This window comes from Actinoplanes sp. NPDC051411 (genome assembly GCF_040682075.1).
In the GTDB taxonomy this organism is placed as follows: Bacteria; Actinomycetota; Actinomycetes; order Mycobacteriales; family Micromonosporaceae; genus Actinoplanes.
This window is the reverse complement of record NZ_JBFBAD010000065.1, coordinates 22,334-48,502: the sequence shown is the minus strand read 5'-3', so window position 1 is coordinate 48,502 and position 26,169 is coordinate 22,334. Positions and strand designations below refer to the sequence as shown.

The 26,169-nt window shown below is 71.2% G+C and carries 17 protein-coding genes and 3 pseudogenes; 5 read left to right on the top strand and 15 right to left on the bottom strand.

The window, feature by feature from the left end:
• Window positions 1-4: 4 nt before the first annotated feature.
• From AB0M88_RS31315 to AB0M88_RS31280, 8 genes are all read right to left on the bottom strand, one after another.
• Complete coding sequence (locus AB0M88_RS31315; protein WP_364108641.1) at window positions 5-3,538, bottom strand: glycosyl hydrolase family 28-related protein; 3,534 nt, start codon at window positions 3,536-3,538, stop codon at window positions 5-7.
• A complete protein-coding gene (locus AB0M88_RS31310) occupies window positions 3,535-4,362 on the bottom strand; it encodes a carbohydrate ABC transporter permease (protein ID WP_364108639.1) in 828 nt (275 codons plus the stop codon). Before AB0M88_RS31310 ends, AB0M88_RS31315 begins: the two co-directional genes overlap by 4 nt.
• Complete coding sequence (locus tag AB0M88_RS31305) at window positions 4,359-5,315, bottom strand: sugar ABC transporter permease (RefSeq protein ID WP_364108637.1); 957 nt, start codon at window positions 5,313-5,315, stop codon at window positions 4,359-4,361. The genes AB0M88_RS31310 and AB0M88_RS31305 overlap by 4 nt, the downstream gene beginning before the upstream one ends.
• A gap of 5 nt (window positions 5,316-5,320) precedes the next feature.
• A complete protein-coding gene (locus AB0M88_RS31300) occupies window positions 5,321-6,697 on the bottom strand; it encodes an extracellular solute-binding protein (protein ID WP_364108635.1) in 1,377 nt (458 codons plus the stop codon).
• Window positions 6,698-6,871: 174 nt separating this feature from the next.
• Window positions 6,872-8,020 (bottom strand): ROK family protein, encoded by a 1,149-nt coding sequence (locus AB0M88_RS31295; RefSeq protein ID WP_364108632.1) that lies wholly within the window; start codon window positions 8,018-8,020, stop codon window positions 6,872-6,874.
• A 104-nt stretch (window positions 8,021-8,124) separates the two neighbouring features.
• Window positions 8,125-9,714, bottom strand: coding sequence for a hypothetical protein (locus AB0M88_RS31290; protein ID WP_364108629.1), 1,590 nt, complete (start codon window positions 9,712-9,714; stop codon window positions 8,125-8,127).
• On the bottom strand, window positions 9,707-11,347 hold the full coding sequence (locus AB0M88_RS31285) for a lectin (RefSeq protein WP_364108626.1): 1,641 nt from the start codon (window positions 11,345-11,347) through the stop codon (window positions 9,707-9,709). Before AB0M88_RS31285 ends, AB0M88_RS31290 begins: the two co-directional genes overlap by 8 nt.
• A 15-nt stretch (window positions 11,348-11,362) precedes the next feature.
• Entirely contained in the window at window positions 11,363-14,203 is a 2,841-nt protein-coding gene (locus AB0M88_RS31280) for a hypothetical protein (protein WP_364108623.1), read from the bottom strand.
• Window positions 14,204-14,558: 355 nt separating this feature from the next.
• Between AB0M88_RS31280 and AB0M88_RS31275 the strand changes: the two genes are divergently transcribed.
• The 4 genes and pseudogenes from AB0M88_RS31275 to AB0M88_RS31260 form a co-directional block, all read left to right on the top strand.
• Window positions 14,559-15,650, top strand: a complete 1,092-nt coding sequence (locus AB0M88_RS31275) for a glycoside hydrolase family 11 protein (protein WP_364108620.1) — start codon at window positions 14,559-14,561, stop codon at window positions 15,648-15,650.
• A 272-nt stretch (window positions 15,651-15,922) separates the two neighbouring features.
• A pseudogene (locus AB0M88_RS31270) lies at window positions 15,923-16,104 on the top strand (IS481 family transposase); the annotation flags it as partial.
• Window positions 16,105-16,261: 157 nt separating this feature from the next.
• Window positions 16,262-16,495 (top strand): annotated as a pseudogene (locus AB0M88_RS31265) (transposase); the annotation flags it as partial.
• Window positions 16,496-16,563: 68 nt separating this feature from the next.
• Window positions 16,564-16,950: pseudogene (locus tag AB0M88_RS31260) on the top strand (transposase); the annotation flags it as partial.
• 407 nt (window positions 16,951-17,357) lie between these two features.
• Here AB0M88_RS31260 and AB0M88_RS31255 read toward each other — a convergent pair.
• Entirely contained in the window at window positions 17,358-18,563 is a 1,206-nt protein-coding gene (locus AB0M88_RS31255; protein WP_364108617.1) for a pyridoxal phosphate-dependent aminotransferase, read from the bottom strand.
• Between the two features lie 125 nt (window positions 18,564-18,688).
• On the opposite strand from AB0M88_RS31255, the gene AB0M88_RS31250 reads away from it, so the two are divergent.
• The gene (locus tag AB0M88_RS31250) at window positions 18,689-20,140 is read left to right on the top strand and encodes a gamma-glutamyltransferase (protein ID WP_364108614.1); all 1,452 of its coding nucleotides are present in this window, start codon (window positions 18,689-18,691) and stop codon (window positions 20,138-20,140) included.
• Here AB0M88_RS31250 and aroA read toward each other — a convergent pair.
• The 6 genes from aroA to AB0M88_RS31220 form a co-directional block, all read right to left on the bottom strand.
• A complete protein-coding gene (gene aroA / locus AB0M88_RS31245) occupies window positions 20,137-21,375 on the bottom strand; it encodes a 3-phosphoshikimate 1-carboxyvinyltransferase (RefSeq protein WP_364108611.1) in 1,239 nt (412 codons plus the stop codon). The two genes, AB0M88_RS31250 and aroA, sit on opposite strands and share 4 nt — an antisense overlap.
• An 84-nt stretch (window positions 21,376-21,459) precedes the next feature.
• Window positions 21,460-22,581: a hypothetical protein gene (locus tag AB0M88_RS31240; protein ID WP_364108609.1), complete on the bottom strand. Its 1,122-nt coding sequence runs from the start codon at window positions 22,579-22,581 to the stop codon at window positions 21,460-21,462.
• A 72-nt stretch (window positions 22,582-22,653) separates the two neighbouring features.
• Window positions 22,654-23,097: a hypothetical protein gene (locus AB0M88_RS31235; protein WP_364108607.1), complete on the bottom strand. Its 444-nt coding sequence runs from the start codon at window positions 23,095-23,097 to the stop codon at window positions 22,654-22,656.
• Between the two features lie 76 nt (window positions 23,098-23,173).
• Window positions 23,174-23,881, bottom strand: coding sequence for a nitroreductase family protein (locus tag AB0M88_RS31230; RefSeq protein WP_364108605.1), 708 nt, complete (start codon window positions 23,879-23,881; stop codon window positions 23,174-23,176).
• Window positions 23,874-25,511 carry a hypothetical protein gene (locus AB0M88_RS31225; protein WP_364108603.1) on the bottom strand — a complete coding sequence of 546 codons (1,638 nt, stop codon included), beginning with the start codon at window positions 25,509-25,511 and terminating at the stop codon, window positions 23,874-23,876. The genes AB0M88_RS31230 and AB0M88_RS31225 overlap by 8 nt, the downstream gene beginning before the upstream one ends.
• Complete coding sequence (locus tag AB0M88_RS31220; protein WP_364108601.1) at window positions 25,508-26,137, bottom strand: TOMM precursor leader peptide-binding protein; 630 nt, start codon at window positions 26,135-26,137, stop codon at window positions 25,508-25,510. The genes AB0M88_RS31225 and AB0M88_RS31220 overlap by 4 nt, the downstream gene beginning before the upstream one ends.
• Window positions 26,138-26,169: the final 32 nt, after the last annotated feature.

Here is a 26,169-nt window from a genome sequence, read left to right as displayed (position 1 = left end):
ACCGTCACGGGATGACCATGACATTCGTCAACTGAGCCGCGCCGATGCTGGTGCTTCCGTTGTAACGCATCAGGTTCACCACATCGGCGCGGCCGGCGGCCACCTTCACGGTGTAGCCGTCGCCGCCCAGGTTGTCGGTGCCCAGGTTGACCGCGTACGCCTCGCCGCCGTTGACCACCAACCCGTTGTGCTGGCCGTAGCCGAACACGTCGTGCAGCGACACGTGGCCGCCCTCGACCGTGACCAGGTCGGCCGACACCCGGGTGTAGCCGTCGATCACCTGCGGGAACAGGTTTTCGCCGCGCACCCAGTCGGGCGGGTAGAAGCCGGTCCGGACGTACGTGTTGCCGTTGCTGAGCACGCCGTCGATCAGGCCACCGTCGCCGCCCGCGCGGATGCCGTGCTGGACGAAGGTGCCGTCCACCTTGCGGACCAGGAACCGGTTGGCGTCGCTCACGTCGATGCCGTTCCACGCGTTCGGCAGGCCGACGTTCACGATGTAGAGGCCGGAGCCCTGGCCGCGGACGGCGTACGGATAGGGAACCAGGCCGCCCGCGGCGGCCGGGTTGTTCTCGGGGTAGAACACCCGCAACCCGCTGAGCCCGGACCGGTCCTTCAGAGTGATGGTGTCCGGGCCGGTGGTGTTCCGGCCGGCGTAGGCCATCAGCACGGTGCCGCCACTGCGGCCGTCCTCGTCCCGGTTGGGCACCGGCGAGGCGCCGCGCAACTCGACACCGGCCGGCACCGCGAGCCGCCCGGCGAGCCGGTACCAGCCGGCCGGCAGATAGACCAGGCCGCCGCCGTCCCGCCCGGCCCGGTCCAGCAGACGCTGGATCGCCGGGGTCGCGTCCCGCGCCGGGACGAAGCCGTTGCCGTGCGGGACGGCCGAGCCGTCGTAGAGCACGCCGCGCGCGGGCCGGGTCGACACCGGGGCCGGGCCGGCGACCGGGGCCGGGCCGTCGGTTTGCTCGACGATCCCGCTGACCGGGCCCGTCACCTCGGTGCCGGCGAGCTTCACGTAGCCGGCCGCGTTGTTGGTCACCGCGCCGTCCAACTCGCCGCCCGCCATCGCCATGCCCCACCGGCTGTCGATCTGGTCGACCAGCAGCGCGGTGCCGGTGCGGCTGATCCGGGTGCCGGTGAATATGCCGGTGAAGTCGGCCCGCTGCCCGGCCACCACGTGGATGCCGACCTGGAAGTCGGCCGCGGACAACCCGGAGAACTGGTCCCACTCGAGGTCACCGAGCACGAAGCCGGTGCCGTGGGCCCGGGTCCAGGCGTCCACGGTGGAGCGGGCCGGCGGGTGGTACGGGGCCGGCGCCCGCGTCCAGTAGGCGTTGCTGAACCTGATGTCGTCCCAGGTGCCGACGTCCGCCCCGTTGTACGCCACCGCGCCGGCCAGCAGCACGGTCCCGCGCACGTCGCGGACGGTCGCCGACTCGTGGGTCTGCCCGACCCCCGGCGGGCGGCCCCGCTCGTCGCGCATGGTGCTGATGCCGATCCCGCGGTACGAGTTGAGCATGGTGACGTCCGCGACGGTGGCCATCATGTAGTTCTCGTCGCTCGCCCAGGCGCTGCCGGTGATCTCGAAGGTGTAGTTGTACGGCACCGGCGCGGCCGCGTTCTGCTTCGGGTACCACGTGGTCACGCCCTCGACTCCGGCGCTGCCACCGATCCGGAACAGCACCGGCCCGTCGTCGCCGGAAGGAAGGTCGGCGACGATGACCGTGCCGTAGTCGCCGTGTCCCTGATCCGGGTCGCGGCGGTCGCCGCGCAGGGTGCAGAACGCCGGGACCTCGATGGTGGCGGTCACCCGGTACGTGCCGCCGGGCAGCCAGACCGTGCCGCCGCCCGCGTCGTAGCAGTCCCACAGCGCGCTCTGGATGGCGGCGGTGGAGTCTCCGGCGCCGTGCGGGCCGACGCGGAAGTCGGCGATCACCGCGTCGGCGGTCGGATACTTCGTCCGCACGAGTTCGGGCCTCGGCTGGACGTCGCGCTGGTGCCGGATCTCGAACCCGGTCACGTCGAAGCTGGTGCGGCCGGGCGCGTACCCGGTCAGCGTGAGACGCACGTAGCGTGCCGTCGTGGTCGCGAACCGGGTGCGGGAGGAGGCGCCGGTCGCGCCGGAGTGGCCAACCGCCCGGTAGGCCTGCCCGTCCCGGGACACCTCGACCGTGTAATCGGGTGAGTAGCCGGCGCCCCAGCGCACCAGCACCTCGTTGACCGGCCGGGCCGATCCCAGATCGGCCCGCAGCCACTCGCCCCGGCCCCCGTTGCCACTGGTCCAGGGCAGACCGGCGGCCCCGCTGCTCGCGGTCAGCACCGCGTTCCGGGCGAGGTCGGTGTCCACCGCGGACGCGAGGAACGCCTGGTCGGCCCGATAGAGCGCGGTCAGGGCCGCCCGCACCTCGGCCTCGGTGGCCGTGCCGTCGTCCAGCACCGCCTGGGCCGCCGCGATGTCGGCCCCGAACGCCGCGATCGAGCCACGCGGGTGCTGCCCGTCACGGACACCCTCCCGGGCGGCGTATTTCGCCAGGCCCGCGGTGGCGACCAGGTCGCGCAGTCCGGCCTTGACGTCCAGGACGCGGGGGATGACGGTGACCTGGATCGCGGCGACCCGCAGTTCGGTCGCCGAGCCCTCGTGGGTGAGCCGGAAGTCGGCCCCGTTGCTGCGGTTGGTCAAGATGGCGTCATCGAGCACGAAGTCCGTGGTCTTCCAGGTCTGCGTGTCGCCATAGGACAGTGCCCCGGACGGCTTGAACTTGTCGATCAGCTCGTCGCCGGGGGAGTCGTAGTGCAGGAACAACCGGCCGTCGCCGGCGTCGAAGTAGTCCACGCTGACCAGCACGATGTCGGTGGTGTCGTAGGCGTACGCGTCGGACACGTCGACGTAGACGAAGCCCGTGCCGGGTCCGCTGGTCTGCCAGTATCCGCGGCCGTCGGCGGTTCCCGTGACGAGTCCGCTCGGGTCGTCGCCGGCGCGGGGGCTCAAGCCGGTGTCCCGCACGGCCGGGCCGAGGTCGGCTCGCGGCCCGGGGACGGTGATGCGCACCTGGCCGATGGTCACGTCACCGGCGTCTCCGGCGAGGTGCAGCTCGCCGAGAACGCCCGGCGCGAGATCGACCGCGGCCGACCGCCAGGTATCGCTGCCGCCGAGGTCCGCGACCGTCGACGTGGTTCCGCCCGCGGTGCCCAGGGTCAGGTGGCCGGTGCCACGGTCGTAGTAGGTGACCATGACGACCGTGGGCCGGCCGCTGACGCCGGCCACGTAGTCGGCGGCCGGCGTGACGGCGAGATAGCTCGTGCCCGCGGCGACCTGGGTCTGCCAGTAGCCGCGGCCGTCGAGCGTGCCGGTGCGCAGCCCGGCCGCGTCGTCGCCGGCCCGGACGTCGACGCCCAGAGTGGTCGGCGTGGGCCCCAGGTCGGCGCCGACCCCGCGCGGGTACATCTCGGGGCCGGCCGCCCGTGCGGCCGTCTGGGCGGCCGGCCCGACGGGTAGCACCAGAGCGGCGCTCATCAAAAAGGCGAGGATTCTCATGCCTTGACCGCTCCCATCAGGCCGTTCACGAAGTAGCGCTGGGCGGCGAGGAACAGCACGACGACCGGTACGACCACGGTCAGCGCGCCGGCCATCAGCACGTTGTAGTGCAGCACCGCGCTGGACTGCAGATTCTGCAACGCGATGGGCAGCGTGAACGTCTGCGGATCGTTCAGCGACACCCGGGTCAGCAGGTATTCGTTCCAGGTCGGGATCGCGGTCAGCAACGTGATGGTGACCAGCACCGGCCGGGACAGCGGCAGATAGATCCGGGTGAAGATGCGGGCCTCGCCGCTGCCGTCCATCAGGGCCGCCTCGCGCAACTCCACCGGGACGCTCTCGAAGGCGTTGGTCAGCATCAGGATGGACAGCGGGGCCGAGCCGTTGACGAACGGCAGGATCAGACCCCAGTGGCTGCCCAGCAGGCCGAGCTTGTTCTCCAGCAGGACCAGCGGCAGCAGCACCGTCACGGCGGGCACGAAGAGCAGGGCGAGGAACAACCGGTACAGCAGCCGGCGGCCGGGAAAGCGCAGCACCGCGAAGGCATAGCCGGCCATCGAGTAGACGATCAGGACCAGCACCACGGTCAGCCCGGTCACCTTGAGGCTGTTCACGAAGTAGTCGAAGAAGTGCAGCTCGTTCCAGGTCTGGACGATGGTGTGCAGGGTCGGGCGGTGCGGGATGAGATGGCCGCCGGCGACCACCTCGCGCTGATCCTTGAACGCGGCCGACACCATCCACAGGAAGGGGTAGAGGCTGATCGCCGCGTACAGCAGAAGCAGCAGGCCGACGACGGCCCGGACCACCGCGGATCGCATGGTCATGCGATCCTCCGCAGCACCCGTACGTTCACCGCGGCCAGCACCACCGCGGCGAGGAAGAGCAGCCAGCCGAGCGCGCTGGCCAGCCCGAGGGTCGGCGCGAGCAGCTTCAGGAACGCCAGCCGGTAGACCTCGAGGCCGAGGACGTTGGTGTGGTCGCCCGGGCCCCCGTTGGTCATGATCAGAAACGTCTGGAAGCCCTGCAACGAGTCGCGCACGTTGAGCAGCACGACGATCGCCGTGATCGGGCGCAGCAGCGGCCACAGGACGCTGCGCGCGATGCGGAGACGGCCGGCACCGTCGATCTGTGCCGCCTCGATCAGTGTGGGATCGACCGCCTGGAGACCGGCGAGATAGAGCATCATCGACACCGGCACCGCCGTCCACACGCTGACGACGATCAGGGTGGGCAGTGCGGTGTCCGGGTTGCCGAGGAAGCCCTGCGGTTGCTGGAGGCTGCCGAGGCCGAGCGAGCGCAGCAGCAGGTTGATCGCGCCGTCCGGCTCCAGCATGTACTGCCACGCGAAGTACACCGCGATGCCGTTGGTCACGTACGGCAGGAAGTACACCGAGCGCAACGCCGCCCGCAGCCGGCGCACCGAGTTGAGCAGCAGCGCCAGCGGCAGGCTCACCAGCACGGTCAGCACGGGAACCGCCAGCAACACCCAGAACGTGTTCAGCGCCGCCGCGTGCACCGCGGGCGCGTAGACCGGGTCCCGCCACAGAAGATCGGCGTAGTTGCGAAGGCCGACCCAGTCCCAGTGCGGGGTGAACCCGTTCCAGGTCGCGAAGCTCAGCCCGAGCCCGTACGCGATGGTGTAGACGCCCATCACCGCGAACAGCACCAGGGCCGGCGCGACGAAGGCGGCGCCCCACATGACCTCGGACCGGCGGTAGCGGCGGCGCCGGCCGGGGGCCGGCACCTGCGCGGGCGGGCCCTCGACCACGGTGGACACCGCTGTCACTGCTTGGTCCAGTACGAGTCGATCAGCTTGGTGAGGGCGGTGCCGGTCTCCGGGGCGGACTTCGTCTTCAGCGGCGTGTAGTTCATCAGCACCGCACCGACGTCACCGGAGTCGTAGGCGTTCGGCCGGTAGCTGGTGTCGCCCGGGTTGTAGGCCGACGGCCCGGAGCCGAACGCCGCGATCATCGAGCCGAGCACCGGTCCGACCGCGGTCTTCGGGTCGGATCCGAGGTCGGTCGGCGGAATGTCGAGCGCGGTCTTGGCGAAGTCGGCCGAGGCATCGTGCCCGGCCAGGTATTTCAGGAGCTGGACGGCGCCGTCCCGGTTCTTGGTGGTGGCCGACACGGACAGCCCGGTCAGGGTGAACGGTGAGAGGCTGAGATTCTTGACCGCGCCGTTGGCCGGCGCGGGAACCGGGAAGGCGAGCACGTTGCCGGGGTCGAACCCGTTCTGGGCCAGGAACGCCAGCGTGAACGTGCCGCCGATGTCGAAGGTGGACCTGCCCTGGGCGAAGGCGAGGTCGGCCCCGTCGATGTCCAGGGTCTGCGTGCCCGGCATCCAGTACGGCGTCACCTGGCCGTACGTCTGGAGCACCTGGGTGCCGGTGGGGGAGGAGAAGTTGGTGCCGGCGTCCTTGCCCCACAGCGCGTGGAACTTCTCGGCGCCGAGCAGCCCGTACGCCATCGGCTGCAGGAACCACTCCAGCCCGGTCGACGGCGACTTGAGCCCGAGGCTGACGCCGCCGTTGCCCGGGTCCTTCGCCTTCACCTTGGCCAGGTCGGCCACGAAGTCCTCCCACGTGGCCGGCGCCGTGGTGATGCCGGCCGCGGTGAGCCGCTGCTTGTTGGCGTAGACGATGCCGAACGTGCCGATGGTCAGCGGCACGCTGAACCGCTGGCCCAGCTTGATGCCCTTGGTCTTGGCGTCGGCGGCCAGCGACTGCTGGTAGTACTGCTGGGTGACGCTGCCGTCGGTGCGCACCTCGGGGCGATAGCCGCCGAGCCACCCGGGGTCGACGTCCTTGGCCAGGTCGGTGAGCAGCCCGGCGGCGCCGAAGGTGAGGTCGTCGCCGTTGGTGTGCACCTCCATCAGATCCGGCAGGTTGCCGGTCTTCGCCGCGGCCTGCACCTTGGTGATGTACGCGTCGTCGGGCGTGTACGCCTGCACGGTGACCGAGATGCCGGTCTGCTGGGTGAAGCCGGACGCGACCTGCTGCAGCGCCTTCACGTGCGACTGCTTGAAGGTCCAGATCACCAGCGACTTGGCGCCGGAGGAGTTCTTGTCGTCACCGCCGCCGCACGCGGCCGTGGTGGTCAGGAGCAAGGTGGCGAGGACGGCCAACGACGGCCGCCACGTGCGCTTCAGAAGTCTCATCACGGAAGCCGAACCTCCACATTGGGAGTGACATCGACGAGCATCGTTGCGCCCGAACCTAAATCGAATCGATGTACTGTGTCAAGAACGTGAACAACGCAAAAACCGGGGAATCTCGCCGAAAAGAATCGGCATTCCGGCGCCAGATCAGGACGCGCCGGCCGCGCGGCGACCTCAGCCGAGCAGCAGGGACTGCGGCTGCACCGCCAGCATCTGGTCCAGCACCAGGCAGGCGGCGCCGATCGCGCCCACGTCGACGCCGAGCCCGGTGGTGGTGACCGCGGTCGGGTGGATCTTCTTGACGAACGGCGAGCTCTCCACAATGCCCCGCACCACCGGCAGGAACCGCTCGGCGAGCTGCGGCCAGATCGGCCCGCCGAAGACGATCATCTCGGAGTCGACCAGCGTCGCCGCGGCGACCACCCCACGCCCGACCCGCACCGCCCAGCGGTCGATGATCTCGCCGGCCGTCACGTTGCCGGCCGCCGCCCGCCGGCACAGTTCGCGCAGGCTCTGCTCGGCGTCGCGCGGGCCGGCCGGCTTGAACTCGGCGCCCAGCACGCCCTCCTCGATCGCCTCGCCCACCAGCGCGCTGGTCGTGCACGCCGCGTAGACCCCGCCGACCTCGCCGGCGTTGCCCGAGAAGCCGCGCAGCACCACGTCGTCGACGACCAGGCCCATGCCGGAACCGGTGCCCAGATAGAAGAACAGGAAGTTGCCGGTGTCGGCCGCCACGCCCGTCCACCGCTCGGCCACCGCCGCGGCGATCACGTCCTTGTCGAGCAGCACCGGCAGCTTGGTCGCCCCGGCCAGATAGTCGCGCAGCGGCACCCGGCCCCAGTCGGCCAGCTGGGGTGGAGCGATGACCAGCCCGGACTCCACGTCGACCGGCCCCGGCGCGGCGATGCCCAGGCCGAGGATGCGGTCGGAGGGCACCCCCGAGTCGGCGATCAGCTGGTTGATCGACTCGCTCATCCCGGCCAGCGTGGGGTCGGGCTCGGCCGCCTCCGGGGTGGGCTGCTGCGCGCGGGCCACGACCTTGCCGAGCAGATCGAGCACGACCAGGGTGACCACCGCCGGATCCAGGTGCACACCGACCGCGTAGCGCGCCTCGGCGTTGACCTGGAGCAACCGGCGCGGTTTGCCGGCGCCCGAACTGGTGGTGCCGCCCTCCCGGGCCAGACCCTCGTTGAGCAGGCGACGGCAGATGTTGGACACGGTCTGCGCGGAGAGGCCGGTCAGCGCGCTCAGCTCGACCCGGCTCAGCCCCTCGGGCACCCGGCGGATGGCGTCGAGCACCACCGACTCGTTGAAGTCGCCCATCCGGGGAAGGTTGGTGCCACGTCTGGTCGCCGGCCGCTTGTCCACTACGTTCGTCGTCCTCCCCAAGCTCCATCGAGTTGAATTAGCCTACCCGACCTCGCGTTTCAATCGAGTTGCCGCAACATCACGAGGGACCAAGGGGAAACGGTCCGGTCCACCCGCACCACACCGTCCGGCCCGGCGACCGCGGGCTCGACGGCGGTGGCCCGGGCAATCCGGTTCAGCACGGCGGTCAGCTCCCGGGTCGGCGTGGCCGGCTCACCCAGCCGGTGCCAGGCGCCGATCGCGTCGCCGTGCTCCCCGTCGAGCACCTCCACTTCGAAGCGGGCGCCCGGGCGCAGCCCGGAGACCGCCAGGTCGAGACGCCGGGGAAGCCCCTTGGCCTGGGTGGCGCGGGCGAGGTCGCGGTCGTCGAACGAGGCCGGCACCGAACGCGGCTCCTCGGCCGGATAGTGGTAGGCCAGGGCGGCGATCCGGCCGGTGGCCTCCTCGCGGGTCACGACCGCGCCGTCGGTCCGGGCCAGCAGGCGGTCACCGAGGGCGTTCAACATCCGGTACGCGTGGAAGGTGGGCTTGGGCACGCCGGGCAGCGTCAGCATGCCGAACCCGCCGTGGAACATCTCGTCGCCGGCCCCGCCCTCCTCGAACACGTCGGTGAAGGTCCAGTAGGACAGGGAGTCCACGGTGTCCAGGGCGTGCAGCACCGACCGCACCACGTAGGTCGCGGCCGGCAGCGTGTCGTGGGCGTGGTCGCGCGGAGACGACGAGGAACTCCACTCGGTCAGATGGATCTCGGCCTCCGGGAACGGGCTCGCGGCCACGAGCCGGCGCAGTTGAGCCAGGTCGGCCGGGGTGGCGTCGACGCTCCGGGTGAGCCTCTGCCCCTGGCCGTGCTCGTCCAGCGCCCAGTCGGTGGGGTACGGGTGGGTGGAGACGAAGTCGACCGGGAGCCCCTCCCGTTCGCAGAAGTCGAGGAACGCGTCCACCCAGACCGGATGCCAGTCCAGCGTGTCGATGTCCCGGTCGTCGGCCACCAGCCGGACGTCCACGTTCTCGGTCTCGCCGTCGAACCGGGCGTCCGGCACGAAGTTGGAGGTGGCCGGCCCGCCGACGCGCAGCCGCTGGTCGACGGCCTTCACCGCCTGCGCGGTCACCCGGTAGAGCTCGAAGTACTCGCTGCGGGTGCCGTGCCAGAAGCCCCACAGGTTGGCCTCGTTCCACACCTCGAAGTACCACCGGCGTACCTCGTCGGGGCCGTAGCGGCCGATCCAGTGGGTGACCACCCGGCCGACGAGCTCGGCCCACCGGCCCGGATCGGCCGGTGGCGCGCCGTGGGCGCCCCACCAGAACACGGTGTCGGTCTCGCGGGCGAGGGCGCGCGGGCTGAAACCGAACTCCACGAACGGCCGCACACCCAGCTCGAGCAGCGCGTCGAACAGCGCGTCGACGTACTGGAAGTTGTAGACCGGGGTGCCGTCGTCGCGCTCGGCGTAAACGAACATGTCGTCGTGGAACAGGCCGTGGAAGCGTACGTATTCGAACCCGCACGCGGCGCGCGCCTCGGCCAGCTGCCGTTGCCAGTCGGCGCGCAAGCCCTCGTTGGCGCGGCCGGCCCCGACGACCCGGCTCCAGTAGTGGTCCAGCGGGGTGGCCGCCGCGTCGGCGGCCACCCTCAGCGCAATCGGCTCAGTCATTGACGAGGTCGAACCGCTGCGCGGTGCCGATCGTCGTGCTGTTCGCGATCAGGGCCGCCGTGCCGGCGGTGACGTAGTTGTTGTTGGCCAGCGACTTCAGGCTCACCGTTCCGTCCGAGTTGTGGACGAGTTGGAAGGTCTCCCAGCCTCCGACCGCCGTGCGGTTGGCGATCAGCGCGGACGCCCCCGCGTTGTCGGCGCACACGATCTGGCTGTTGGCGTGCGAGCGCAGCGCAATGTTGCCGCCGCCCGCGTCCAGCACGTCGAACGTCTCCCACGGCCCGACCGCGGTGCGGTTGGCGATCAGCGGGGCGGCGCCGGCGTTGTCGGCACACACGTACATGTTGTTGGCCCTCGCCCGCAGGCTGATGACCGTCGCCGTCGGCGGCGGGTTGCCGCCGCCGACCACCGGTTGGGTGGGCCGGGTGGCGGTCAGCGCGAGCTGTTTCTTGAGCATCCGGCCGCCGTCGCCGGTCAGCCGCAGGTAGTAGTCGGAGGAGCAGGCGGTGCCGTCCTCGTCCAGCGCCAGCAGCCCCGAGTCGGTGGGCATGAAGGCCTGCGACTCGGCCGTCTTGACGATCTGGTTGCCCTCGTTGAACTCGTCGAACATCGAGACGTAGATCGCCGGCGACCCGGCCCGGATGACGTTGTAGAACTGCCGCCACATGAAGTCGCCGTGCACCCGCTGCCGCCCCGACACGTCACCGGGCAGCACGCAGGGCTGGTAGTCGACGCCGTGTGCGTTGCAGTCGGCCAGATCGGGCACGGTCAGATTGGTGTACGCGTTGTCCGAGTCGCCGGCGTTGCCGATGGCGCCGACCATCCACGGCGAGAGCATGTTCAGCGCGTGGTAGACGTCGGAGTATCCGGCCCGCGAACCGCCGGTTCCGGTACGCCACTCGCGCGGCACCCCGCCCATGACGTAGCAGCCCTGGCTCTTGAACCAGTTGATGACGTCGAGGCAGGTGGCGGCGTCCCACGGGTGGTTGTTGTCGTTGAAGCCGAAGCCCCAGATGCCGACCACCGGCTTGCCGTTCTGCCGCGCGTAGGCGCCCGACGCGGCGTGCGCGGACATCTTGCTCGTCCAGTCGGCCTTGATCTCCGACTGCATGTTCGTCCAGCCGCCCACGTCGTACATGATGTAGAACTTGCGGCCGGTCGCCTCGGCCGCCGTGCGGACCCGGCCGGCGACGGCGTCGCGGGTCGGGCCCTCGGAGCCGTTGGGGTTGAAGCGCTGCAGCGCGGCGGTGTCGATGTTGTTCTGCTGCATCCACTGGAAGTGCAGGCTCACCGTCGTCTGGTCGTAGGACGAGAACAGGGTGGCCGGCTGCCCGTTGCCGAGGTTGGCGTAGGCGGTCTTGTAGCCCTTCGGGTAGTCGCGCATGTCCGGCCACGCGCGCAGGGTGCTGTTGTTGCTCGCGGACGGCGTCCGGCCCCAGTCCTGGGCCCAGTGCCACCAGGCGTTGATCGGGGCACCGTCCCCGACGCAGGCGAACCACCCCTGATAGCCCACCGTGATCTTGCCGACCACGTCGCCGGGCGCGCTGGCCTTTTCCGCGAAAGCCGCGGGGGTCAAGGCAGCGGCGCCGGCCGCGGCCGCCGATTTGAGGACAGTACGGCGTGAAAGTCGCATAGTAGACACCACTTCTCAGTCGTTGATGAGGTCGAACTCTTCCCACGGGCCGATCGCCGTACGGTTCGCGATCAGCGGGGAAGCGCCCGCGTTGTCGGCGGTCACGTAGTCGCCGTTGGCCTGGGCCTTGAAGCTGACCGAACCGTCGCCGTTGTGGATGAGCTGGAACGTCTCCCAGCCTCCGACCGCGGTGCGGTTGGCGATCAGCGGTGCGGCGCCGGCGTTGTCGGCGGTCACGTAGTCGTTGTTGGCGTGCGATCGCAGGGCCACGTTGCCGTTGCCCTGGTCGACCAGGTCGAAGGTCTCCCAGGGCCCGATCGCGGTGCGGTTGGCGATCAGCGGCGAAGCGCCCGCGTTGTCGGCGGTCACGTAATCGCTGTTGGCGTGCGAGCGCAGGCTGATCGCCTGCGTCGTCCCGCCGGAGCCGGTGTCGAGGCCGATGCTGACCGTGCCCAGATGCCGGGCGGTCGACGCCGGACTGCCGGTGACCGCGGCGAACGGCAGCGCGGTCGTCGGCGCACTCGTCCGCTCGACGAGATACGACTGCCCGGACTGCACCGGAATCGAGAAGGTCGCGTTGCTCTGCGCGCCCACCACGGTGCTTCCGCCGCCGTTGACCACGGTGACGCTCTGCCCCGGCCACGGGCTGCGCATCGTGATCGACCCGGAGGCGCCGGCGGCGATCGCGACCGTGCCGACGGTGCCGCCGGAGACCTGGACGGAGACGCGCGAGTTGTGCTGGATCGCCACCGTGCCCTCGCCGGTCCAGTCACTTGGCCAGGCGGGCGCGATCCGGAGCAGGCCGTCGTAGTCCTGCACCAGGGCCTCGCCCACCGTCGCGGCCAGCACACCGGCCTGCTCGACGTACGGCTCCTGGGCCTGCGTCCGGGTGAAGCTGGCCAGGCCGGACGGGTACGCCTGATACGCCGTGGTCGCGTTGACCAGCGTCGACTTCACGTCACCGGCCAATCCGAGCCGCGCGGCGTCGAGCGGATCGAACGACCAGTCGGCCGCGTTGACGTACGGCCGGCTGGTGAACGTCCGCCGGGCCAGGGCCAGCATCGAGCTGTTGTCGCCGATCACGTTGTACGGGAACACCGCCTCGAGCCCGAGGTTCTCGCTGTTGTGGAACTCGGCCGTGGGCTGGGTCGACCACCCGATCATGTCGTTGCCGGCCGCGTCGGCCGAGGCGGTGAGGTTCTGCGTCCGGGTCGCCGTGTCGGTGCGGGGCAGCGGCGGAATCTTCGGGATCGCCGCGTTGAGCTGGCCGACCAGGTCGCCGTCCACGCCGAGCGCCTGGGCCGCCTTGACCGCGACCGGGAAGAGGGACTGCATGGCCAGGATGTCGGTGACCGGATCGGTGACACTCCACTGTGTCTCGTGCGCGTTGGCCTTGGTGTGCAGGAGGCCGTCCGAGCCGGTCGTCGCGTAGGAGAGCAGGAACCTCGCCGAGTCGCGGATGACCGGGTAGTTCGCCGACAGGAACGCGGAGTTGTCGGTCATCAGGTACTGCTGCCAGATCCAGAGTCCGATCTCGGCGCCGCTGGTGATGGTCTGCGAGTTGTACGTCGGCGCGATCGTCGAGTCGCAGGAGTCGTTGTCGGTGCCCCCGTTGTAGGTGCCGTTGCCGTTGAACCGCATCGTCTCGGGCACACAGACGCCCTGATGACCCGGCATCTTCTGGCTCGTCCAGGTGGTGATGTTGCCCAGGTTGCCGGTGTAGAGCTGATAGACCGGGTTGTTGAGCGCGAACTCGCCCGCCGAGAGGTTGGCCTGCACCTGCATGCGGAGGTTCCAGAACCAGTAGCCGGCCGGGAACCAGTCCTGGTGGTCCTGGGAGAAGTTGAACAGGTCGGCCACCCCGGCCTGCGATCCGGGCAGCCCACCGCTGCCGCTCTCGGCCGCGGCGTCGTAGAGGTAGAGCGTCCGCAGGTTCTCGATGTAGTCGCCGGTGCCGTCGCTCGACGAGACCTTGATCAGGCCGGCCGAGCCCCAGTAGTTGTGCCAGAACGCCAGATGGGCCGCGGTGACGCTGGACTGCGCGGCCGTCGCGTCCCCGCCCAGCAGCGAGGTCGCGGCGGAGACGGCGTTACCGCCGGTCCACGCCGGCGCGGCCGCGATCACCCGGAACGAGCCGTCGGTGTTGGGCTGGAAGCTCACCTGGGCGGTGGTCGAGTTCGGCGCCGAGCCGGTCACGCCCCGGCCGCCGGCGGTCACCGCGGCCAGCGAGCCGAACGTCTGCCCGGACGCACCGGCGCCGTTGTTGTCGACCCAGGTCTCGGCCAGCGCGGCCACCGGCCCGGAGGAGGCGGCCGCCGGGTTCCGCCCGCTCCAGAGCTTGACCTGCGCGGTCTGGGCGGTGTTCGGGTCGGCGCCGGTCACGTCGACGACCAACTCGGCCTTGTCAGACCGAAGGTACGCGGTGAGTGTCATCCCGCCGCCCGACTCGTGCAGCATCCCGTCGTACAGATCGAGGTAGCCCTTGAAGTCGGTCGCGGTGGTCAGCCGGGCGAGCCCGGGGACGACCAGCTGGCCGGGCGACTTGCGGTCGGGCATCGTGTCGGCCCGGTTGAGCTGAGCGGTGAACCCGCCGGCCGCCCAGACCGCGGCGCCGAGGCCGCCGTTGCCGAGCGGCACGAATTGGGCCGGGGCGGAGTTGGGACGGCCGAGCACGATGTCGGACCGGCGGACGAGATCGGGGGTGTCGACGACGAACCGGCCGCTCTGCCAGGCCGTGCTGCCGGGCGCGGCGTCGGCCGGCGCGGCGGTCAGGACCGAGGCGGTGCCGACGGCCAGGAGCAGCGCGGCGGACATCGTGAGGGCGCGATGGGGTCGATGCGTGGGGGACATACGCATCCTTCCGAACGTATGGCGAGGGGATCTGGAGCGGTGGTGGGGGCCACCGCCCTGGGGACAGATCCAGAGTCCTCGATGTAACGCTTAAATTAAGCGTGGTTTGCGGGCGCTGTCAATATAAATCCATCGATTTGATGGAGCAATTCCGAGCCCGAAACTTTCAGGGATCTATCGCTCGTCCTGATGGCCCTATTCGTTCGGAAGGATGTCGATGCGGCCAGCTCAATGGCATTCCGATACTTCCGGAAGTTGTTGACAGTTTTGGGCGGCCGTCCCAATACTGGTCCATCGATGAACTTCATCGCGCCCTCGCAGCCTCGTCCTCGGGCTGCCCGGACGAGAAAGGATCACGCGCGTGAGAAATCGGATCAGGCTGGTGATCAGCGGAGTCACCGCCGCTGTCCTGGCCGCGGCCTCGCTCACCCTGGCCGGCGTAGCCAACGCCGACCCGAACCAGACCATCAACTCCAACGGGACCGGCACCCACAACGGGTTCTTCTACTCGTACTGGAAGGACAGCGGGAACGTCAGCATGACGCTGGGCGCGGGCGGCAACTACAGCGTCCAGTGGAGCAACATGAACAACATGGTCGTCGGCAAGGGCTGGAAGCCGGGCTCGGCCCACACCGTCAACTATTCGGGCACGTTCAGCCCGAACGGCAACGGCTACCTCTCGCTGTACGGCTGGACCACGAACCCGCTGATCGAGTACTACATCGTCGAGAACTTCGGCAGCTACAACCCGAGTTCCGGTGCCCAGCACCTCGGCTCCGTCACCACCGACGGCAGCACGTACGACATCTATCGCACCCAGCGGGTCAACCAGCCCTCGATCATCGGAACGGCGACGTTCTACCAGTACTGGAGCGTCCGCCAGTCGCACCGCAGCAGCGGCACGATCACGGTCGCCAACCACTTCAACGCCTGGAAGTCGCTCGGGCTCAACCTGGGCAGCTTCGACTACCAGATCCTGGCGACCGAGGGCTACCAGAGCAGCGGCAGCTCGAACATCACGGTCAGTGAGGGCTCGGGCGGATCCACCACCCCGCCCACGACGCCTCCCACCACCGGGCCGACCACCGGGCCGACCACCGGGCCGACCACCGGGCCGACCACTCCGCCGCCGGCCGGCGGCGGGGCCTGCAAGGTGACCAACTCGGTCAGCGCCTGGAACACCGGGCTGACCGACAACATCACGATCACCAACACCGGCTCGACGGCGATCAACGGCTGGGCCCTGAAGTTCGCCCTCGCGTCCGGGCAGACCATCACCAGCGGATGGAACGCGAGCTACTCGCCGACCAGCGGCCAGGTGACGGCGACCAACGCCAGTTACAACGGTGCGCTGGCTCCCGGCGCCTCGACGACGATCGGCTTCCAGGCCAACCAGAATGGCAACGCGGCCGCCCCGACCGGCTTCACTCTGAACGGCGCGGCCTGCAGCTGATCCGGCCGCCGGCCGGCAGCCGTGCACAACGGCGCGAATTTGCCGCACCCGGCTGATTAACTCGGCCCCACCCAGCACGGGTGGGGCCGAGACGTCACGGGGGTCAAGCGATCCCCGGCCGCCGGCTGTGGTCAACCGCGCGAATCGGCCGGACCTCGGTCCAGTCCGGATCGGCTGGCGTCTCGGCCTGCCGCTTCCCCTGCCACGCGATCCGGCGCCGCAACGGCGCCCCCCGGCTGGCCCACCTCGACCGAGGCACCGCCGAACCGATCCGCCGCTACGCCTTCCCGCATGCCGCACTCGACGACACTCCCGGCTGGCCTACACCGAAATCCTGGCCGACGAGACCGAAGAAACCGCCACCGCCTTCCGGCGACGCGCCCACACCTGGTTCACCGACCACGGCATCATCATCACCCGGGTGCTCTCGAACAACGGGTCCTGCTACCAATCCCGCCTAATGGGAGGGCAGTCCTTCCCCGGCCTGGTCAGGTCGGGGAGGATGCGCCTTGAGCCGCCGGCGGGATGATCACTGCGTTCGCCTGAGACTTTGATCTCTAGTCCTAGGGGGTGACCCCGCCGGTCGCTGGAGGCTGCTGTCAGCTCCTGGGGTGTCGCACCGTGGAGTGCTGTCCATTAGGCCGCTGCACAGCCTCCTTGCGCTCGGACCGAGTCGAGGAGGACGTTTGGAGATCTTCTGTGGCATCGATTGGTCGGAACGCCACCATGACGTGGCGATCGTCGATCAGGCGGGAACGTTGCTGGCCCGGCAGCGCATCAGCGAGGACATCGACGGATTCATCGGGCTGAGCGCTCTGCTGGCCGCACACACGGGCCAGGAGTTCACCGCAGTCGACATCGCGATCGAGACAGATCGTGGTCTGCTGGTCGCGGCGTTGAAAGCGTCCTCGACAGCCTGCCCGGGCTCGGTCTCATCTTCGGCGCCCGGGTACTCGGCGAGTTCGGAGACGACCCGACCCGCTTCACCCATGCTGCCAGCCGCCGCGCCTACGCCGGAACCGCACCCGTCACCCGCGCCTCCGGCCGCCACCGCACCGTACTCGCCCGCCATATCCGCAACAAACGCCTGGCCGACGCCTGCTACCTCTGGGCCTTCGCCATCCTGACCCGCTCACCCGGCGCCCGCGCCTACTACGACCGGCGCCGAGCCGCCGGCGACAAGCACAACGCCGCCCTACGACGACTCGGCAACAAACTCCTCGGCCAACTCCACCACTGCCTGGCCACCGGCCAGCACTACAACGAAACCCTCGCCTGGCCCACACCAACCACAACTTGACGCACTAGGCAGGTGGGGTGTCTAGGGCCGTTGACCACGAACGTTCGCGGGGACGGCGACACACCGGGCCGAAGCCGGACAGCACATCGACTGCAACACCCAGGCCGACTCGAGGGGTGGCGCTTGCCCACCAACACGGCGGGTCGGGCATCGGACGCCAAGCAGCTGGTCGGGCTGCTGGATCGACTCGCCGTCGCCCGGCCCGGCGGGATCGGCCGGCCTCGCAAACGGCCCGGACAACGCGTACTCCAGCAAGGGCGAACCGGGCGGCGCTGGGCGCCCGCAAGATGGTCGCGGTGCTCCCCGAGCGCAGCGACCAGAAAGCCGACCGGGTGTGATCCGTCAGTTACGCCGTCCTAGGGGCCTTGGTGCTCGCACCGGAAGTTGCCGGGGGCCGCGCCGCCGCGCTACTGGCGGTAGGTGGAGAGGAAGGCGCGGATCCGGGAGACGGCGTCGTCGAGGATGTCCGTGCCGGCCAGGAAGACCAGGCGGAGGTGGTCTGGTGTGTCGAGGTTGAAGCCGGTGCCGTGGGAGATCAGGAGGTGCTGCTGCTCCAGGAGGTCGAGCACCAGGCGCTCGTCGTCGTGGATCTTGTGGACCTGGGGGTCGAGACGGGCGAAGAGGTAGAGGGCGCCGGCCGGTTTGACGCAGTCGACGCCGGGGATGTCGACGAGGGACTGCCAAGCGTGGTCGCGCTGCTCGAGCAGGCGGCCTCCGGGGCGGGTCAGCTCCTCAATGCTCTGGTAGCCGCCGAGCGCGGTCTGGATCGCGTGCTGGGCCGGCACGTTCGGGCAGACGCGCATGTTGGCGAGCAGCTGCAGCCCGTCCAGGTAGTCCGCGTCGCTGCGGCTGAAGCCGCTGGCGGCGAGCCAGCCGGAGCGGAAGCCCGCGGCCCGGTAGACCTTGGACAGGCCGCCCATGCTGACCACCGGCACGTCCGGCGCGAGGGCGGCGAGCGTGTGGTGCGTCGCTCCGTCGTACACGATCTTGTCGTAGATCTCGTCGGCGAAGATCAGCAAACCGTGCTGGCGGGCAAGTTCGATCATGCCGAGCAGCACCTCGCGGGAGTAGACCGCGCCGGTCGGGTTGTTCGGGTTGATCACCACGAGCGCGCGGGTGCGGTCGGTGATCAGCGACGCCATGTGCTCCAGGTCGGGGGCCCAGCCCGCGCTCTCGTCGCAGCGGTAGTGGACCGCGCGACCGCTGCACAGGTTCACCGCGCCGGTCCAGAGCGGGTAGTCCGGGCTCGGCACCAGCACCTCGTCGCCCGTGTCCAGCAGCGCCTGGAGCACCATCACGATCAGCTCGGAGACCCCGTTGCCGAGCAGCACGTCGTCCGGCTGCACGCCGGCCACGCCGAGGGTCTGGTAGTGCTGGGCCACCGCGACGCGGGCGGAGTAGATGCCTCGCGCGTCGCTGTACCCCTGAGCGGCCACGATATTCTGCACGACGTCGGCGACGATCGGCTCCGGTGTGGCCAGCCCCCACGGCGCCGGGTTGCCCAGGTTCAGCTTGAGGATCCGGTGCCCGGCGGCATCCAACTCCTGCGCCCGGCGCAACACCGGGCCACGGATGTCGTACCGGACACTCTTCAGCCGCTGCGCCTGTTGCATCGGACCCCCTTCGCGAAACGTCGTGTTCCGAGGACCGATGCTAGTGCGTCGTTCATGAACGTTCGCCGGCGTCGTCGCGGCGCAGGGGCTCGCCACGCGGGGACGGGGCGGGCGAGACTGGGGGCATGAGCGATGTCCCGCGGTTTCGTGACGCACCCGGCCGCGGTCCCGCGGTCGCCGCCGAGGCGATGGTCGCCACCAGTCAGGCTCCGGCCACCCTGGCCGGTCTCGACATGCTGCGCCGGGGCGGGTCGGCCGCCGACGCGGCGATCGCGGCCGCCGCGGTGTGCTGCGTCGCCGAGCCGATGTCGACCGGCATCGGCGGCGACGCGTTCGCGATCGTCTGGGACGCGGGATCGGCGACCGGGCTCGACGCGGCCGGGCCCGCCCCGCGCGGCGCGCAGCCACATGAGGTGCCGACTGCCGGCGGGCCGCGCTCGGTCGACGTGCCCGGAGCCGTGGCCGGGTGGGCGGCGCTGAGCGAGCGCTACGGCAAGCTCGGGCTCGACACCTGCCTGACACCGGCGATCGACCTGGCCGAGCGCGGGGTCGCCGCCGGCTATCACTGCTCGTGGATGTGGCGGCACACCCCGCACGCCCCGGCCGAGTTCGGGCCCGCGCCGGCGGTCGGCGAGGTCTACCGGCTGGCCGACCTGGGCCGGATGCTGCGGCTGATCGCCGGTAACGGGCCGGACGCCTTCTACCGGGGGCCGGTCGCCGAGGCGATCGCGGCCTCGACCTGGCTGAGCGAAGAGGATCTGGCGAGCTACCGGCCGGGCTGGGTCGAGCCGCTGAGCTATGCGTACCGCGGGGTGGACGTACTGGAGATGCCGCCGCCCACGCAGGGGGTCGCCGCCCTCGAAGCCCTCGGCCTGCTCGCCCCGCTGGAGCGGCCGACGCTCGGCGACCGGATGCGCGCGGTCGCTCTCGCGTTGGAGGACGCGTACGAGAAGGTGCGCGACGGCGCCGACGTCGCCTCCCTGCTGAGTGAGTCGCACCTGGCCGCGCGGGGCCGGGAGCGGCCCCGGCTTCTGCGGGAGCCGGCCGGCGGCACCGTCTATCTGTGTGCGCTCGACTCCGACGGCATGGCCGTGTCGTTCATCCAGAGCCTGTACGAGAGCTTCGGCTCGGGTGTCGTCGCGCCCGGCACCGGCGTCGTGCTGAACAACCGGGCCGAGGGCTTCGCCGTGAGCGGTGCGGTGGAGCCCGGGCGCCGGCCCTACCACACGCTGATGCCCGGCCTGCTGGTCGAGGACGGGCGGCTGCGGGGGCCGTTCGGGGTGATGGGCGGGTTCATCCAGGCCCAGGCCCACGTGCAATATCTGACGTCGGTGCTCGACGACGGGCTCGATCCGCAGGCCGCCCTCGACCGGGCCCGTTTCCGGGTCGACGCCGGCCGGGTGCGGCTCGAGGAGGGGCTGCGGCACCGCGCCGACGACCTGGCCGCGGCCGGCTGGCCGGTGCGGGTCGAGCCGGACCGGACGCTGTTCGGCGGCGGTCAGGCGATCGAGATCCTTGAGGGCCGGATCCTGGGCGGATCCGACCCGCGCAAGGACGGTTTCGCGGCCGGTTTCTAGCTTTTCAAGGCGGCGGCGAACCCGGCGAACACCGGGTGGAAGTCGGGGAAGGTCTTCTTCACGCAGCCGGGGTCGTCGAACGTGAGGCCGCCCTCGACCCGCAGCGCGGCCACGCTGAACGCCATCGCGATGCGGTGGTCGCGGAACGTCTCGATCTCGGCGGTGTGCGGCGTGCCCGGGTGGATCTCGATCCAGTCGCGGCCGGTGTCGACCGTGATGCCCATCCGCCGCAGGTTGCCGGCGCACGCCTCGAGACGGTCGCACTCCTTGAGCCGGGTGTTGTAGACGTCGACGATCCGGGTCGGCGCCTCGGCGAACGGTGCGATCGCGGCCAGCGTCGGCATCGTGTCGGAGATGTCGCGCATGTTGTAGGTGCCGCCGCGCAGGGCCCCGCCGCGCACCGTGGTGCCCTCGGGCGTGATGCGCACGTGGGCGCCCATCTCCTCGAGCACCTCGACGAACGCGAGGTCGCCCTGAAGGGCTCCGCTGCCCAGGCCGGGCACGGTCACCTCGCCGCCGATCAGGGCGGCGGCGGCGAAGAAATAGCTGGCCGACGAGGCGTCGGGCTCGATCCGGTACGCCTGGGGGCGGTAGACCTGCGGGCGCACGTCATAGGTCGAGCCGTCGACGTCGACCTCGATGCCGAACGAGCGCATCATCGCCACCGTGATGCCGACGTAGGGCACCGAGACCAGGTCGGACACGTCGATGCGCAGGCCCTTGCGGGTGAGCGGCGCGAGCAGCAGCAGCGCGGTCAGGAACTGCGACGAGATGCTCGCGTCGAGCGTCAGCGCCCCGCCGTCGATGCCGGTCGTGGACAGCGCGAACGGGTGGTGATCGGGCTCCCCGAGAAAGTCGATCTTGACGCCGAGCGCGGTCAGCGCGTCGGTCAGCGGCGCCATCGGCCGCCGCCGCATCTGCTCCGACGCGTCGAACCGGTAGGACCCGCGGCCGGTCGCGGCCAGCGCGGGCAGGAACCGCGCCGTGGTCGCGCCGTCACGGCAGAAGACCTCGGCCTCGGCGCTGGGTGGCCCACCGGCCCGCCCGCCGATCACCCACTCGTCGTCACGCGAGGAGTCGACCGCATAGCCCAGCCGGCGCAGCCCCTCGGCGAACGCCTCGGTGTCGTCCGACCGCAGCGGCTGGCTCAGGCGGGTCTCGCCGTCAGCGGCCGCGGCCAGGAACAACGCCCGCGCGGTAATGGACTTGGACCCGGGAATCCGAATGTCGACCACCCGGAAACCCTATCCGGCGGCGCCCGCGATCAGGCGGACCGTCGCTCCGGGTCCGGCCCGTGGGACGCTCGGCATCCGAGAGGGTCAGCCGGTGACCTGGAGGACCAGGGAGTAGTAGTTGCGGGCGATCAGGGTGAGGACGACGCCGACGTAGATGCCGCTGACGATGCCGTAGATCAGGTACATGCGGCGGCGGGCGGCCGAGACCGACCGGTGGGCCGACGGCAGCGGGATGCGGAACAGGACGTGGCCCAGGTAGGCGAAGGCGCGGTGCCGCAGGTTGAGCTCGCCGAGGGCGGCCTCCAGCGCGTGGTGTCCGTCGGTGACCGGCAGCAGCGGGTTGAGGTTGTTGCAGGCCAGGAACAGCTGCATGCCGAGCAGCCAGCGCAGCTCGTCGAACCGGGCCGGGTCGGCGAGGATCAGCAGGCTGGTCAGGCCGGCGGCGGTCACGTCGACCAGCGGCCCGGCGAGAGCGAGGGCGGCCCGGCCGGAGCGGGAGCGCACCCGGTAGGCGTCGGTGCGGTCGACGAAGGTCAGCGGGATGAGCAGCATGAGCAGTTTCACGCCCGCCTCGCGTACCGGCACGCCCAGCGCCTGGCACACCGCGGCGTGCGCGGTCTCGTGCACGGCCGCCTGCACCAGGAACACGCCGACGATCAGCAGCCACGGCGGCCCGGCGAAGGTCATCGGGGCGGGCCGGGTCATCGCGAGCGTGATGGCGGCGACGGCGGCCGCCGCGAGCAGCACCGCGACGGTAGAGATCGTCCGCCGGAAGCGGGCGAGGATCCGGGCCGGCGGCCCCAGCAGCCGGTTCAGGCGGCCGGCCGGGATGCGGAACTCGGGGGTGAGCCCGAAGAAGCGGGCGAACAGCAGCCGGACGCCTCGAAGGGGCTCGGGCGGCTCCGACAGGACCCCGGCCGACCGGAGGTCGGTGAGGAAGGTGAGCAGGTCCGGCGAGCGGTCGCGCACGCCGTCCGGGCCCCGGGACCGGCGGGCCGCGGCGAGCAGCGCGGTTCCCGTACGCGTTCCGTCGAGCAACGGCACCACGTGAGCGCCGGTGCGGCTCAGGCGTACGTAGACGCCGGTCTCGGCATTGAACAGCAGAGAGTGCCCGTCGGCGCCTTCGACGAGGCTGACCAGGGGGGCCAGCTCCACCGGTTGCTCGAGCCAGCCGGGCACGTCGGTCGTCATGGTCTCGGTCGACATCGGGGGGCCTCCGTTTCTGATGCGGCGTACAACCGACCGGGGGCGTGCCGGCGGGCACGCCCCCGAACGGGCTCAGATGCAGCCGAGAGTGGCCTTGCAGCCGGCCGTGGCCTTGCACCCGGCCGTGGCCTTGCAGCCGATCGTGGCCTTGCACCCGGCCGTGGCCTTGCATCCGGCCGTGGCCTTGCACCCGGCGCTGGCCTTGCAGCCGCCGCAGCCCTTCGAGCCCGCGCTGGCCTTGCAGCCGCCGCAGCCCTTCGAACCGGCGCTGGCTTTGCAGCCGCCGCAGCCCTTGGACCCGCCACAGCCCTTTGACCCGCCACAGCCCTTGGACCCGCCGCAGCCCTTGGAGCCCGCGCTGGCCTTGCAGCCGCCGCTCGCCTTGCAACCGCCGCAGCCGCCGGTCGCCAGCAGCGACGCGCTGACGACGGTCGGCAGCTGCTCGGCCGTCAGGTCGTCCTCCAGCCACAGGTCCAGCTCGTCGAATTCCTCACGGCCGGTGATCTCGATGTTCATACGACTCAGCTCCTTCGATGTGTCGTTTACCGGTGATGCCGGGCGGCCTGCGGGCCGCCGGCCAAGGCCCCGCGCTCTACGAGGGAGGGCCGAGATTCGGGATCGGGTGACCGGCCGCGAACGCGAACAGCGCGGCCCGGTGGTACCCGTCGGCGCCCGCTCGTGCCCGCAGGACACTGGGCAGCAGACCGGCGAAGACGGTGCCGGCGAGGTCGAGCCGCAGCGCGGCCAGCCACGCGGCGTGCCCGGCCGCCCCGGCCCGGGCCAGCAGCAGGCGGTGACCGTGGCTGCCGTGCCGCGCGAGCGCCGCGGCCAGGTTGCCGGTGATCACGACCAGGGCGGCCGCCTTGGCGAACTCCTCCTGCATGACCAGCTCCTCGGCCTCGGGCCCGTCCGGGAGGTTCGCCACCCGGCACAACTCGGACTGTTCCGGCCGGTAGCGGTACAGGCCGGTGTCCACTCCGGTCACCCGCCAGGCCGCGCAGTAGAGCTCCAGGTCGACGCCGGCCGCCCGTTCGGCCGGCCACCCGCGGGCGTCCATCCGGTCGGCGGCGGCGAAGAGGGCCGACAGATCGGCGCCGGACAGCGGGGTGGCGGCGTAGTCGCGGACGGCGGTGCGTTCCGGCAGTACGTCGTGCAGGCCGGAGCGCGGGGACGAGGGTGCGGGCAGCGCGGTCAGCGGCCCGCGGTGGGGCGGCCGGCGCAGTTCCGCGGCGACCGGTGCCGGCGGGCGGCGGGCCGCCTCGGCGTCCAGCCGGGTGTCGGCCAGGAGCTGGTTAAGCACGGGCGTTCCTCAGGGTGAGTGCGACCACCGCGGTCACCGGTTCGGAGTCGAAGTCCAGGTGCAGGGCCGTGCCGATGGCCGTGTCGTCCCAGCGGTCGGCGAACCGGGCCGTCAGACCGGCTTCGTCGGCGACGGCGGCCAGCTGGGCCAGGGCCACGCCGGCGTCCAGGCCGAGGATCCGGTAGGCGAAGTCGTGGTATTTGGCGGCCACCACGTCGAGCGCGCCGGTGAGGACGACCAGGGCGGCCGGGCGCTGGGGTCCGACACCCGGCCAGACCGCCTCGGCGTGGCCGTCCGGCGCCGACAGGGCGCGGACCCGGGCCAGGCTGTGGTCGCCGCGCTGGTAGAAGTACCAGCCCGGCGCGAGCCCGGCCACGTCGAGCGCGAGCACGTACGCCTGGGGGGAGCCCAGGTTTCCGCCCGTCGGCGCCCATCGGCTGACCTGGCCGGAGTCGGTGTCCCGCAGTCCGAAGGTCCGCAACAGCAGCCCGGAGAGCGGCGAGTCGTCGAGCGGGATCCGCGGCGAGCCCAGGTACTCCTTGTTGTACAGCTGGAGGGCCGCGTTCGCCGGCCGGTAGTGCCCCTGATGGTCCTTCGGGTTGAGCCATTCGCGCGGCGGGAAGGTCACCGCCTGCTCGTACATGTGGGCCAGGACCGGGCCCTCCGGGGGCGGCCCCTCGGTCGGCACGCACCGCGGGCAGCCGGGCCGGGCGTACGCGCCGACCGCCGACTGGGTCCACTCGTCGAGGTCGAACACGGTGCAACCGGACACGGCCGGCGTCAGACCGACCCGCGACAGCAGGTGCACGACCTCGGTCGCGGTCAGCGCCGCCCAGGCCGCGACGCGGGCCGGTGTCGGCTCGCCGGCCGGCGCCGGCCGTCCCTCGGCGAAGCACCGGTAGCAGCAGGTGTGCCGGGCGTCGAACAGCGGTCCCACCTCGACCGTGCCCGGCCCGCAGGCGACTCGGAGCCAGGCGATCCCGGACCGGCGGCAGGCCTCGTCCAGCTCGGCCAGCGCCTCGGTGTCCCCGTCGTCGACGGCGACCAGGAAATCGCCGGCCGCGATGGCCCCGCCGGTGTGCAGCCCGTGGGTGTCGACGCCGGCCACCGCCAGCTCGGCGCCCAGCTGGACGGCGAGCGGCTCGGGTCCGGCGATCAGCACCCGGGTCTGAGCCAGCCGCTCGCAGGCCTCGTTGAGGTTGCGGTTGACCCGGGTCGTGTCGAGGTTGCGGCCCAGGTAGCCGGCGACCTCGCCCGGGATCAGCTCCACGTCCGTACCGGCCGGGCCGTCCTGCAGCAGGCCGCTGACGTAGAGCAGGGAGACGCAGGCGCTGAGCGTGCCCGGCGCGACGTCGGCGTGGGTCTCGGCCAGTTCGGCCAGGGTGCGGGTGCCGTCGAGGGTCGGCAGCAGCCGCGGGATCAGCGAGATCGCGGTCCGCCCGCGCAGCGCGGAATGCCGGTTGCCGGTGCCCAGGAACGCCAGCCCGTCCGGCAGGAGCACCCGCACCAGGCCCGGCACCAGGCAGGGCCGGACGGGCACGCGGAACTGCGGGTCGGCCGCGACGGCGTACGCCATGTGCGCGGCGGACAGCTGACCCTCGTGGTGGGCGGCCTCGTCGGTCTCGATCACTCCCACACTCCCTTCAACAAGGCGGGCAGACGGTCGTACGACCGGGTGGTCTCGTCCCGGCCCAGGCCGCAGCGCGGGCACCCGTGCACGCCGACCACCCGGCCGGACCAGAGCGCCTGTGTCGGCACGTCGAGCTGGCGGATCCGGCCGGCCTCCTTCTCCGGCGCGGTCGCCAGCCGGTCGACCACGTCGGCCACCGTGGCGGCGGCGAACAGGGCGGTCGACGGCAGATATCCGTCCGGGCCGGCCGACGGGTCCTCGTCGTAGTGGGCGTCGACCGTCGCCCGGAATGCGCCGGCCGGGTCGTGCTGGGCCATCCGGCCGCGGTAGCAGCCGTGGCAGGGACCGACCCCCGGCACGACCACGGGGCCGATCTCGAGCACCGGATGGTCGAGGATGACCGGCAGCCAGGGCTGGCCGGTGCGGAACGCCTCCTCGTCGAATTCGGGTTCCATCCGCGGCACCCGGCGCCAGGCGATGAGCAGGTTCAGCCGGGGCTCCGGCACCCGCGGCCGGACGACGCCGGCGCCGGTGCCGGCGATCTCGACGTCGGTGCACAGGTCGCGGAGGCGGTCTGCGACCGCGAGCCCGAACGGCCCGACGGGCGTCACTATCAGGTGGTACATGTCGGCTCCAGGGGAAGGATTCGGGGCAGAGG

Coding starts and splice junctions, on each gene's coding strand:
- AB0M88_RS31315 (WP_364108641.1), bottom strand. CDS start 3,538: ATGAGAATCCTCGCCTTTTTGATGAGCGCCGCTCTGGTGCTACCCGTC.
- AB0M88_RS31310 (WP_364108639.1), bottom strand. CDS start 4,362: ATGACCATGCGATCCGCGGTGGTCCGGGCCGTCGTCGGCCTGCTGCTT.
- AB0M88_RS31300 (WP_364108635.1), bottom strand. CDS start 6,697: ATGAGACTTCTGAAGCGCACGTGGCGGCCGTCGTTGGCCGTCCTCGCC.
- AB0M88_RS31295 (WP_364108632.1), bottom strand. CDS start 8,020: ATGGGCGACTTCAACGAGTCGGTGGTGCTCGACGCCATCCGCCGGGTG.
- AB0M88_RS31290 (WP_364108629.1), bottom strand. CDS start 9,714: ATGACTGAGCCGATTGCGCTGAGGGTGGCCGCCGACGCGGCGGCCACC.
- AB0M88_RS31285 (WP_364108626.1), bottom strand. CDS start 11,347: ATGCGACTTTCACGCCGTACTGTCCTCAAATCGGCGGCCGCGGCCGGC.
- AB0M88_RS31280 (WP_364108623.1), bottom strand. CDS start 14,203: ATGCGTATGTCCCCCACGCATCGACCCCATCGCGCCCTCACGATGTCC.
- AB0M88_RS31255 (WP_364108617.1), bottom strand. CDS start 18,563: ATGCAACAGGCGCAGCGGCTGAAGAGTGTCCGGTACGACATCCGTGGC.
- AB0M88_RS31250 (WP_364108614.1), top strand. CDS start 18,689: ATGAGCGATGTCCCGCGGTTTCGTGACGCACCCGGCCGCGGTCCCGCG.
- AB0M88_RS31240 (WP_364108609.1), bottom strand. CDS start 22,581: ATGTCGACCGAGACCATGACGACCGACGTGCCCGGCTGGCTCGAGCAA.
- AB0M88_RS31235 (WP_364108607.1), bottom strand. CDS start 23,097: ATGAACATCGAGATCACCGGCCGTGAGGAATTCGACGAGCTGGACCTG.
- AB0M88_RS31220 (WP_364108601.1), bottom strand. CDS start 26,137: ATGTACCACCTGATAGTGACGCCCGTCGGGCCGTTCGGGCTCGCGGTC.